This is a genomic window from Methylophaga sp. UBA4204, from assembly GCF_002379485.1.
Classification (GTDB): Bacteria; Pseudomonadota; Gammaproteobacteria; order Nitrosococcales; family Methylophagaceae; genus Methylophaga.
This window is the reverse complement of sequence record NZ_DFTU01000087.1, coordinates 115,784-116,281: the sequence shown is the minus strand read 5'-3', so window position 1 is coordinate 116,281 and position 498 is coordinate 115,784. Positions and strand designations below refer to the sequence as shown.

Here is a 498-nt window from a genome sequence, read left to right as displayed (position 1 = left end):
CCAAGTAGAATCGACATAAACATGGTGTCGACATTGATGGACCAAAAACCCATTTGCGCTGCTTCACCAGAAGACATTGCAAAACCATAATCACCTGTTGGAGCCCAAACGCCTGCCTCTATCTCTTCATGTTTCGGACCAAAGGTCAGATTTTGCAGGTGATGCTTGATGTATCCTGAAGTTGTTAATTCTTCCGCCATGTTTGTCTCAAGCCTGTTTCATATTTCCAAACAATAAAACCACTTGTATCGCGACGAAGCCGAGCAAGAGCGGTAACGCGGAAAATTCAAACACCGCGAAGCCAACCACAAACATGGCCAGGGTAAAAACCCATCGTTCTGCAATACACCTGTATACGCCACCGAGATTCTTTGCCGGATTGGCACCAGCCTTAACGACTGTTCTCAGTAAATGCCATTTCAGCAATAGTGTGTTGACCACACTGATCATGCCCCCAAAGCATACGGCTATGGCGACATCCTTGCCATGTAACCACAG

1 protein-coding gene and 1 pseudogene are annotated in these 498 nt (G+C 46.6%); both read right to left on the bottom strand.

Annotation, left to right across the window (positions count from 1 at the left end):
• A pseudogene (locus B3182_RS13060) lies at window positions 1-200 on the bottom strand (F0F1 ATP synthase subunit A); the annotation flags it as partial.
• Window positions 201-207: 7 nt separating this feature from the next.
• The coding region (locus B3182_RS13055; RefSeq protein WP_292753051.1) for an ATP synthase subunit I at window positions 208-498 on the bottom strand (291 nt) is incomplete at its 5' end.